The sequence below is a fragment of the Vibrio sp. 10N.261.54.A5 genome (assembly GCF_041471145.1).
GTDB lineage: Bacteria > Pseudomonadota > Gammaproteobacteria > Enterobacterales > Vibrionaceae > Vibrio > Vibrio crassostreae_C.
Map to the genome: position 1 here is coordinate 68383 of NZ_JBFRNU010000005.1, position 10276 is coordinate 78658.

Consider the following 10276-nt stretch of genomic DNA (forward strand, 5'->3'; position numbering starts at 1 on the left):
AAAGCGGATTAAGAAAGTTGTGTACCAACTTCAAACCAGCTTGCACGTGAGTTCAAGATATCCTGAACTGACATGGCTTTTTTACCTGGAACTTGCAGTTGTTCAAGAACAAGTACGCCTTGCCCTGTCGCAACATAGATACCAGTTTTATCCGCTTGCAGAATGGTACCTGCAGGCTTATCAGAAGTTTGCTCTGCCACACGGCTTTGCCATACTTTAATGCTGTTCTCAGCAGCTTCAAAGTGACTCATTGGCCATGGGTTGAAGGCACGAACGCAGCGCTCAATATGCGCAGCTTCATCACTCCAGTTGATACGCGCTTCTTCTTTGCTTAGCTTCTTCGCGTAGTTCGCAAGCTCATCGTCTTGCTTTTCTGCAACTGCTTTGCCAGAAGCGATGTCCGCTAGACATTCAACAAGCGCATCAGGGCCAAGGCCCGCTAATTTCTCGTACATAGATGCGCTAGTATCTGTCGCTTCGATAGGCAGCGTCGCGATACTTAGCATGTCGCCAGTATCTAGGCCGATATCCATCTGCATGATCGTCACGCCTGTCTCTTTATCACCCGCCCAAATAGAGCGTTGAATCGGAGCAGCACCACGCCAGCGCGGTAGGATAGAGCCATGTACGTTGATACAACCTAAGCGAGGCGTATCTAATACAACCTGCGGAAGCAATAAGCCGTAAGCGACAACAACCATGATGTCAGCGTTCAATTCAGCTAGCTCTTGCTTAGCCTCATCTGACTTGAAGTTTTCTGGTTGGTAAACCGGAATATTGTTTTCAAGTGCGATGTTTTTTACTGGGCTCGCAGTGAGTTTTTTACCGCGGCCTGCTGGGCGATCTGGCTGTGTGTAAACAGCAACAACTTCATGCTCCGAAGACAACAACGCCGCCAAGTGACGGGCGGCGAAATCCGGAGTACCTGCAAAGACAATTCTTAAAGACTGACTCAAGGTAGGCTTCCTTCTAATTTAGTAATAGCAGCGGTTATTAACCTTGTTTCTCGTTGAAACGTTTAATCTTCGCTAGCTTATCTTGGATACGTTTACGCTTTAGTGGCGATAGGTAATCAACAAACAACTTGCCTTCTAGGTGGTCAAGTTCGTGCTGAACACAGATAGCCAGAAGGTCGTCAGCGTCGAATGTGAATTCGTTGCCGTCACGGTCTAGTGCTTTAACCGTTACTTCTGCAGCGCGAGGTACTAGAGCTCGAGCGCCTGGTACAGATAGGCAGCCTTCTTCGATTCCATCTTCGCCGCGCTTCTCAGTAATTTCAGGGTTGATAAGCACCATTGGCTCATCACGTGTTTCTGAAATATCGATAACAACGATGCGTTGGTGGAAATCTACTTGCGTTGCCGCAAGGCCGATACCTTCTTCGTCGTACATGGTTTCAATCATGTCATCAACGAACTTTTGAATCTCTGGGGTAACTTCTTTTACCGGTTTCGCCACGGTACGTAGACGATCATCTGGTAATGTTAATACTTGTAATACAGACATATACACTCGAAATATTGAACTGTGCCGAAACAGCTTAAACCTTGTTGGCTCAATTCTAGACATTTTAGAGGTCAAATGACAGCATCCTGAAGGTAATTCTCAAATCAGATGTCATATATTCAGACCAAGGAACCTAGGTCATGCGTCATTTTTCTCCCATTTTTTCTCTTGTTTGTGCCTCGCTTTCGTTCGCCGCTACGGCTGAAAATAGCGCTCAACCTTTAACCATTAAGCAGGGCGCACCTGAGGCGTATGTGGTGGTAAAGGGCGATACCTTATGGGATATATCTGCGATGTATCTTGATAGCCCGTGGTTGTGGTCAAGGTTATGGCAGGTAAACCCTGAGATAGAAAATCCTCACCTTATTTATCCCGGAGACAAACTGTCGTTGGTTTGGATTAATGGTGAACCTGTCTTGAGCCTCAAGCCTGTTATCAAACTCAGCCCTAAGATTCGTGTTTCTGAGAAGAAAGCAGTACCTACCGTCAACGAGGGACTGGTTCTACCTTATTTACAGTCTGATCGCTTGGTAGAGCAGCAAGATATCGAATCGGCACAACGAGTATTAGGAACCAGTGATGGTAAACGTTTCTTATCGGGTGCAGACCGGTTGTTTATCTCAGGTAACCAACAACATCAAAAGTGGGGTATCTACCGCGCAGTTGAAACCTACCAACGGCAGCAACCCCAAGCGAGTATTACCTCTTTGCGACTGGTCGCCACTGCGCGCTTAAAAGAGGTGGATGCTGAGTTCAGCAGCTTGCAGATAGACACTCAGCTGCAAGAGGTGCTGCTTAATGACCTTGTGCTACCAGAACTTGGTGTTGATCAGGTGAAGCTCTCTACCACGTTTTATCCTGCACCTAGTGCGGCAGGTCAGTTTGCTAATATCTTGGGCTCATTAGATGGCAGCCAGTACAGCGCGAAGAATCAGGTAGTGGTGATCAACAAAGGTTCACAGGATAACCTTCGCCAAGGTTCTATGTTTACCCTCAGCGAAAGCGGTGCTGTGGTGTTTGGTAAGCAGGGTGAATACAGCTATAAAGAGTCTGCGGCGAGTAATAAAGTGCAGCTACCAAGTACCTCGCTCGGTAGCTTGATGGTCATTCGTCCTTATGAGTATTTTAGCCTCGCGTTGATCACTCAAAGTTCAAAGCCAGTAAGTAATGACATTGTGGCGGTATCGCCTTTGGACCTTGCAGTGACAGAAGAGGGAAGCGAGTGAATGAAGAGCAACTGATCGCTTGGTTAACGTTAAGTTTTATTCCGCAACTGGGTGGAAAGCGTCTTGCTCGCCTACTCAGTGTTGATTCTTCTTTAAATATTGTTGGTTACTCAGGGCAACAGCTGCAAGCATTGGGTTTATCAACCAAACAAATCTCCTATCTAAGAGAACAGGCCCCAAGAGAGGTAGAGGCTTGTCTCGCTTGGCGAGCTAAACAATCCAACCATCACATCCTGACTCCGAGTTGCCCACATTATCCTAAATTGCTGAGTGAGATTGCTTCGGCGCCTACTGTGCTTTTCGTTAGAGGTAACGTTGAAAAGCTGATTGAACCTCAAATCGCGATGGTTGGCAGCCGTAATGCCAGTATCGAAGGTCTACAGACGGCGAAATCATTCGCTAAAGAGTTTGTACAAAACGGTTTGATTGTCACTAGCGGCTTAGCGCTTGGTATTGATGGTTATGCCCATGATGGCGCACTAGATAAAGGAGGCGAGACTTTCGCGGTTTTAGGTTCAGGTTTGGATTCAATTTACCCTGCGAGGCACAGAAACCTAGCGGATAGGATTTGTGAGAATGGTGCGCTGATCTCAGAATTCCGCCCAAGCGCAAAACCAAGACCTGAACATTTCCCCCGTCGTAACCGTATTATAAGTGGCTTGTCGTTAGGAACCTTGGTGGTGGAAGCGGCTGAGAAGAGTGGCTCTTTAATTACCGCTCGCTATGCCATGGAGCAAGGTCGAGAAGTGTTTGCGCTGCCCGGTTCTATTCATAGCCCAACCAGTCGCGGAGGTAACAGTCTCATCAAAGCTGGAGCATGTTTAGTGCAAAATGCTCAAGATGTTCTGATTGAAATAAAGAGTCTGTTAAACTGGTCTATAGATCAGCAGCCGAGCTTATTCGAACCTACGCCGAATGAGGGTGAAAATGAACAATTGCCATTTCCACAGCTGTTAGCTAACGTAGGATTAGAGGCGACACCCGTTGATATTTTGGCACAGAGAACCCATATACCTGTGCATGAGGTCATGATGCAGCTTTTAGAGCTTGAGCTCTCAGGGCATGTTGTTGCAGTTTCCGGTGGCTATATTCGAAAGGGGAGAGGCTAAGCTATGATGATGGACATACTGATGTACTTGTTTGAAACCTACATCCATAGCGATTCTGAATTGCAGGTGGATCAAGACGAACTTGAAGATGAACTTCTTCGAGCGGGGTTTCACCAAGATGATATTTATAAGGCTCTCCATTGGTTAGAAGACCTTGCTGCACTGCAAGATACCGATAACCAAGCGGCGATTACTATGTGCTCTAATACCTCGATGCGTGTTTACACAAGTAAAGAGATATCACGTATTAATATGGAGTGTCGTGGTTTCTTGTTGTTCCTTGAGCAGATCAACGTCCTCACGACAGAGATTCGTGAAATGGTGATTGATCGTGTCATGGGGTTAGAGACCAATGAATTTGAGTTGGATGATCTGAAGTGGATTATCTTAATGGTACTGTTCAATGTACCGGGTAATGAAAGTGCTTACACGCAAATGGAAGAGCTGTTGTACACCAAAGAGCAAGGTATCTTGCATTAATACAGGCTTATCATGAGTAGTAAGATTGATAATCAGCTTTTTTCAGCACATGAACATGCGTTAGAGCATGAACCATGTCCACAGTGTGGTGGGGAGCTTCAGCTTCGCCATGGTAAGCACGGCCCATTTTTAGGCTGTAAGCAGTATCCGAGCTGTGATTACATCAAGCCTCTTCATCAAAATGATGGTCATGTGGTGAAAGAGCTGGGCGTTCCGTGTCCTAAATGCCAAAACGAATTGGTATTAAGGCAAGGTCGCTTTGGGATGTTCATTGGCTGTAGCAGTTATCCAGAGTGTAATCACATCGAATCTTTGGACCAACCGAAAGAACAACCTGAAGAGCAGCCACTTGTTGCCTGCCCTGAGTGTGGTCGAGGCCACTTGGTTGAGCGTAAATCTCGCTATGGCAAAACCTTCTATGCGTGTGATAACTACCCTAAGTGTAAGTTCGCCGTTAATCAGCCACCTGTTATAGGTCGTTGTGAACAGTGCCAGTTCCCGTTGTTACTTGAGAAGAAAACAGCCAGTGGTACCAAGAAGCAATGCGCTGATCGCAAGTGTCACCACATTCAATCTCAATAACTCGATATTATAGACACAAAAAAACGGCGCTCACTGAGCGCCGTTTTTGTATCCAATAAACTTTTTATATCAATAAGCCAATGTAGGCTTACTTCATCTGCTCAGCAAACTCATGCACAGCAGGGTAGGCTTGCTTATCAAGAATCTCAGCCAATGAGCACAAAGCTCTTTGTAATTCTGCGTTGTAGTCAGCGCTCACGTTAATGTGACCCATCTTGCGACCTGCACGCTTTTCTTTGCCATACCAATGAACATGACAACCACCTTGAGCAAGAATAGCCTCAGGAAGAGTATCTTCGCCAAGAATGTTGATCATTGCGGTTGGACGAATCAGTTTAGTGCTACCTAGTGGCATGCCACACACTGCACGTAGGTGGTTTTCAAACTGACAAGTCTCTGCGCCTTGTTGCGTCCAGTGGCCCGAGTTATGAACACGTGGTGCAATCTCATTAACAAGCAGTGAACCTTGAACATCAAAGAACTCAAGTGCTAGCACGCCAACGTAATCTAAACGCTCAGCAATGGCAGTGAACATGGCTTTAGCTTGCTCTTGCAGTTCAATGTCATCAATCGCTGTCGATAAGCTCAACACGCCGTCGGTGTGAACATTCTCAGCCAGTGGATACACTTGAACCTCGCCATTGGTATCACGAGCACCAACCAGTGATACTTCGCGGTCAAACGGAACAAACTCTTCAGCCACAATCGCTTGGTTGTCGGTCGCGGTAATGCACTCAGTCATTTCTGCCCAAGTCGCGTCAACATTGTCTAATGTCTTTAAGCGCCATTGGCCCTTGCCGTCGTAGCCGCCAAGTGTGCTCTTCAACACCATTGGTAAGCCAACGTGAGCAATTGCAGCGTCAAAGTCTTCGCGAGAGTTAACCACGTAGTACTTAGCATTCTTCACGTTCGCTTCGTCTAACAGGGCTTTTTCAAGACGACGGTCACCGCCAGCTTTGATTGCTTCTGTTGTCGGTAAGAACTTACCGCTGCGCTCACACACCTCAAGTACATCGTGAGGAATATGTTCGAATTCAGCAGTAATGACGTCCGCACGCTCAATCGCATTTTCTAAGCCGTTACCTAGAATCGCTTGCGTTAATGGGTGAACAATATTTTTGCTGCCAACATCAAAAGCAGAAATTTCAATATTCAGCGGTGCCCCAGCTAGGGACATCATGCGAGCAAGTTGGCCCGCGCCTAACACAAGAACATGCATGGAAATTAGTCCTCTGCAGGGTTTGGATTAGCCAAAACCGTTTCTGTTTGCTCAGAACGGAATGCTTCTACTTTTGCCATTACTTCTTCATTGTGTGTACCAATGATTTGAGCCGCTAGGATGCCTGCATTGGCAGCGCCAGCTTCACCGATAGCCAAAGTACCTACCGCGATACCTTTTGGCATCTGCACGATAGAAAGCAGAGAGTCCATGCCTTTCAGTGCTTTAGACTGAACTGGAACACCCAGAACTGGTACGCTTGTGAAAGCAGCAGCCATGCCCGGAAGGTGCGCTGCACCGCCAGCACCAGCAATAATTACTTTAATACCGCGCTCTTTCGCACTGGTTGCGTAGTCTGCAAGCAACTGAGGTGTGCGGTGAGCAGAAACCACTTTTGTTTCGTACGCCACGCCAAACTGATCCAACATTTCTGCAGCTAGCTTCATTGTTGGCCAATCAGATTTAGAACCCATGATAATACCGACAGTCATCTCAAACTCCTTCAGGTACGATTTAATTAGTGATTAGATATTTTGCGCGCATTATACGGGTAAAATTACTTAAGGAAAACGTTTGCGTCAGTCTAAGTTGTTAATTGATACATTTTATAAACAAATAGCTTTAGTCACAGTGAATGATAATTTGTACACTTAGCGAGTTCGATAACTGACTTAATGAGGCAACCCGTGGATAACTTTCAACATACATTGCAGGCATTACAACAAGGTGAAGTCATTGCTTACCCGACCGAAGGCGTTTTTGGGGTTGGTTGTGATCCTGATAATCCACATGCCATCAAGAAATTACTCGAGTTAAAACATCGTCCAGTTGAAAAGGGCTTGATCTTGATTGCTGCAAGTTACGAGCAGCTGCTTCCTTATATTGATGAAAGCCAGTTGACGGAAGAACAGTTGGTAACAGTGAAAGCGACATGGCCAGGTCCGGTCACTTGGATTATGCCAACCAGCAGCAAAGTTACTGACTGGGTCAGCGGCCAGTTTGATTCCATCGCGGTACGAGTGACGGATCACCCTTTGGTTCAAAGAATGTGTAATGAGTTCGGCAAGCCGTTAACCTCTACCAGTGCCAACCTGACTGGCGAGCCGCCTTGTATGACGACTGAAGAAGTTCAACAGCAACTGGGTCAACACTTAGTCGCGATTCTAGAAGGCCAAACGGGTGGCCGTGAGAAGCCAAGCGAAATTAGAGATGCAAAAACGTCGAAAATATTAAGACAGGGTTAAACCCTGCAGAGGAAGTAAGATGTCAGCAATTGATAAAGAAGCAGTAAAGCAGTTTTTACTGAGCCTACAAGATTCGATTTGCCAGCAGCTTGAGCAAGCTGATGGTGTAGCGTTGTTTGAAGAAGATGCATGGGAGCGAGAACCTGGCGATCGTCTAGGTGGCGGTGGTCGTACTCGCGTGATGACCAATGGTGCTTTATTTGAACAGGGTGGAGTTAACTTCTCTCACGTCGCTGGTAAAGCAATGCCTGCCTCTGCAACCGCTCACCGTCCTGAGTTAGCCGGACGTAAGTTTGAGGCGATGGGGGTTTCATTAGTTATCCACCCTAAAAACCCATATATCCCAACCTCACACGCGAACGTTCGATTCTTCATTGCGGAAAAAGAAGGGGAAGACCCGATTTGGTGGTTTGGTGGTGGTTTTGACTTAACGCCATTTTATCCTGTCGATGAAGATTGCCAATCTTGGCATCAAACTGCTAAAGATCTTTGTGCGCCGTTTGGTGATGATGTTTATCAAGAACACAAAGAGTGGTGTGATAAGTACTTCTATCTTCCTCACCGAGACGAAACACGTGGTGTTGGTGGTCTGTTCTTTGATGACTTAAATGAGTGGGGTTTCGATAAGAGCTTTGCTTATATGCAGGCTGTCGGTGAAGGTTTTGCTGCGGCGTACTTACCTATTGTCGAGCGTCGCAAAGATACACCTTATGGCGAACGTGAGCGTGACTTCCAACTATACCGTCGTGGCCGCTATGTTGAATTCAACCTAGTTTACGACCGTGGTACCTTATTTGGCCTGCAAAGCGGTGGGCGCACAGAGTCTATATTGATGTCGATGCCGCCGTTGGCTCGTTGGGAATATCGCTATGAACCGCAAGCGGGCTCACCAGAAGCTCTGCTTTATAGTGACTACCTCAAACCTCGAGTTTGGTAGTTCTTCCTTCCTTATAGGGATAGTGATAGGGTCATCTATATAGATGACCCTTTTTATTATTTCTGTTAGGTAAGGATATGACACAGCAAGTAGATCGTTATGCCGTTTTCGGTAATCCTATTGGGCAAAGCAAATCGCCATTCATTCACGCATTATTTGCTCGCCAAACCAGCCAACAACTTACCTATACAGCATTACAGCCAGAGCACGGTCAATTTATCACTGCTGCCAAAACCTTTTTCAGCGAAGGTGGTCGAGGGTGCAATGTCACAGCGCCTTTTAAAGAAGATGCCTATCAGTTAGCCAATCGCCTAACTGAGAGAGCTGAACTAGCTGGTGCCGTAAATACCCTTAAGAAGTTAGATGATGGAGAGATCATTGGTGATAACACCGATGGTGAGGGCTTAGTTCAAGACCTGCTTCAACATCAAGTCACGCTAAAAGGAGCACGTGTTCTTCTTCTTGGCGCTGGTGGTGCTGCGAGAGGAGTGATTCAACCTCTTCTCGACCAAAAGCCACAACAGCTGGTGGTCGCTAATCGAACCAGCTCCAAGGCTGAACTTCTGGCTGAGATGTTTTCGTCGCATGGCAACATCAAGGGGATGGGGCTAAGTGATGTTAATGAAGGCTTTGATGTCATTATTAACTCTACCTCATCTGGTCTAAGCGGGCAGCTTCCTGAAGTGTCTGAGGTGATTTTCAATTCTACTAGCGCCGTTTATGACATGGTTTATGGATCTGGAACGACGGTATTCAATCAATGGGCATTAGATAATGGTGTTCATGCTGCTTATGATGGTTTGGGTATGCTAGTGGGGCAGGCAGCAGAAAGCTTTATGCTTTGGCGTGGTCTTCGTCCGGGAACAAAACAGATTTTAAGAGAATTACGTAAAAATCTAGAGATGTAATGGGGTGTTTATAAAAAATGAATCAATCAATTCTATTTCCTGATATCCAAGATTGGGATGAAGAGAGCCGAACAATCACGTTCCCAGCACAACAGTCGGGCGCATTGATTGAATGTGTCATGTCTATTGAGGAATTATCACGATTGGCAGGTAAAGATATAGAAGAAGGCGATCAAGCTTTAGTTATCTTTTCAGAGTTACGTTTCGATATTGAAGAGCTAGCGGAAGAGTTAATAGAAGAAGAGGAGTATGACTCCTCTAATCGGATTCAGATCAAAGCGCTTTAGACTGAAATTACAGAGTCTAGATAGTCATTTTTATTCTGAACGTAGTTGTCTGCAGACTTCTGTAGAAAGGCACGCTCTTTATCATTTAATGGGCGAGCTTGTTTTACTGGGCTTCCTACATAGAGGTAACCGCTTTCAAGTACCTTGTTTGGTGGCACTAAGCTACCAGCACCAATCATCACTTCTTTTTGGATAATCACGCCATCCAACACGATCGCTCCCATACCAACAAGTACACGATCCTCAATAGTGCAGCCATGCAGCATTACTTTATGCCCGATAGTGACATCATTACCTATTAAGAGAGGATAACCGTCAGGGTTTTCAGCATTCTTATGGGTGACGTGCAAGACACTACCATCTTGGATATTCGTTCTCTCTCCAATATGAATGTGGTTCACATCCCCTCGAGCTGCAACCAAAGGCCACACGCTAGAGTCGTTACCGATTTTGATATCACCAACCAGTACTGAACTGGTATCTATATAGACACCTTGCCCAATCTGAGGGGATATTCCTTTATAACTGCGTATTGAACTCATAAATCCTCCTTTATATAGGCACCTTAAGCCCTTAATTAAGAGGAATACTAGTGAAAATGGGGTGTTTTGAACAAAAAACGCTCGAACAATCAAAAAAGTAAGAAAAACTTCAAAAAGGGCTTGCCAGTGTGATCGAAATCTCTATAATGCCACCTCGCTGACACGGGATGGCTTCGTAAGAAACCAAAACGAATCAGCAGGTCAAATTAGCCAAGCTAAGCGCTTGAAAAAAGTTT

General features: G+C 45.9%; 13 protein-coding genes. 8 read left to right on the forward strand and 5 right to left on the reverse strand.

Annotated elements, in window-relative coordinates; all coding sequences use genetic code 11:
• Nucleotides 1-8: 8 nt before the first annotated feature.
• Both fmt and def read right to left on the reverse strand, forming a co-directional pair.
• The gene (gene fmt / locus AB4329_RS01100; protein WP_017058773.1) at nt 9-956 is read right to left on the reverse strand and encodes a methionyl-tRNA formyltransferase; all 948 of its coding nucleotides are present in this window, start codon (nt 954-956) and stop codon (nt 9-11) included.
• 37 nt (nt 957-993) lie between these two features.
• On the reverse strand, nt 994-1506 hold the full coding sequence (gene def, locus AB4329_RS01105) for a peptide deformylase (protein WP_017058772.1): 513 nt from the start codon (nt 1504-1506) through the stop codon (nt 994-996).
• Between the two features lie 140 nt (nt 1507-1646).
• On the opposite strand from def, the gene AB4329_RS01110 reads away from it, so the two are divergent.
• From AB4329_RS01110 to AB4329_RS01125, 4 genes are read left to right on the forward strand one after another with little or no spacing between them, the layout of a single operon-like run.
• Entirely contained in the window at nt 1647-2732 is a 1086-nt protein-coding gene (locus AB4329_RS01110; protein ID WP_372137579.1) for a LysM peptidoglycan-binding domain-containing protein, read from the forward strand.
• A complete protein-coding gene (dprA, locus tag AB4329_RS01115) occupies nt 2729-3841 on the forward strand; it encodes a DNA-processing protein DprA (protein WP_372137580.1) in 1113 nt (370 codons plus the stop codon). The genes AB4329_RS01110 and dprA overlap by 4 nt, the downstream gene beginning before the upstream one ends.
• A 3-nt stretch (nt 3842-3844) precedes the next feature.
• Nucleotides 3845-4321 (forward strand): DUF494 family protein, encoded by a 477-nt coding sequence (locus tag AB4329_RS01120; protein WP_029235095.1) that lies wholly within the window; start codon nt 3845-3847, stop codon nt 4319-4321.
• A 12-nt stretch (nt 4322-4333) separates the two neighbouring features.
• Complete coding sequence (locus AB4329_RS01125; protein ID WP_017063003.1) at nt 4334-4903, forward strand: type I DNA topoisomerase; 570 nt, start codon at nt 4334-4336, stop codon at nt 4901-4903.
• Between the two features lie 88 nt (nt 4904-4991).
• On the opposite strand, the gene AB4329_RS01130 is transcribed toward AB4329_RS01125, so the two are convergent.
• Nucleotides 4992-6122 carry a 5-(carboxyamino)imidazole ribonucleotide synthase gene (locus AB4329_RS01130; protein ID WP_372136741.1) on the reverse strand — a complete coding sequence of 377 codons (1131 nt, stop codon included), beginning with the start codon at nt 6120-6122 and terminating at the stop codon, nt 4992-4994.
• A gap of 5 nt (nt 6123-6127) precedes the next feature.
• Nucleotides 6128-6613: a 5-(carboxyamino)imidazole ribonucleotide mutase gene (gene purE, locus AB4329_RS01135; RefSeq protein ID WP_004735777.1), complete on the reverse strand. Its 486-nt coding sequence runs from the start codon at nt 6611-6613 to the stop codon at nt 6128-6130.
• Between the two features lie 195 nt (nt 6614-6808).
• Here purE and AB4329_RS01140 point away from each other — a divergent pair, with 195 nt between their 5' ends.
• From AB4329_RS01140 to AB4329_RS01155, 4 genes are all read left to right on the forward strand, one after another.
• Complete coding sequence (locus tag AB4329_RS01140; protein WP_372137581.1) at nt 6809-7366, forward strand: L-threonylcarbamoyladenylate synthase; 558 nt, start codon at nt 6809-6811, stop codon at nt 7364-7366.
• A 19-nt stretch (nt 7367-7385) separates the two neighbouring features.
• Nucleotides 7386-8303, forward strand: coding sequence for an oxygen-dependent coproporphyrinogen oxidase (gene hemF / locus AB4329_RS01145; RefSeq protein ID WP_017069580.1), 918 nt, complete (start codon nt 7386-7388; stop codon nt 8301-8303).
• 77 nt (nt 8304-8380) lie between these two features.
• Entirely contained in the window at nt 8381-9211 is an 831-nt protein-coding gene (gene aroE, locus AB4329_RS01150) for a shikimate dehydrogenase (protein ID WP_372137582.1), read from the forward strand.
• A gap of 17 nt (nt 9212-9228) precedes the next feature.
• A complete protein-coding gene (locus AB4329_RS01155) occupies nt 9229-9498 on the forward strand; it encodes a DUF1488 domain-containing protein (protein WP_017058764.1) in 270 nt (89 codons plus the stop codon).
• Here the strand turns inward: AB4329_RS01155 and AB4329_RS01160 are convergent.
• The gene (locus AB4329_RS01160; protein ID WP_017058763.1) at nt 9495-10040 is read right to left on the reverse strand and encodes a gamma carbonic anhydrase family protein; all 546 of its coding nucleotides are present in this window, start codon (nt 10038-10040) and stop codon (nt 9495-9497) included. The genes AB4329_RS01155 and AB4329_RS01160 overlap by 4 nt on opposite strands.
• Nucleotides 10041-10276: the final 236 nt, after the last annotated feature.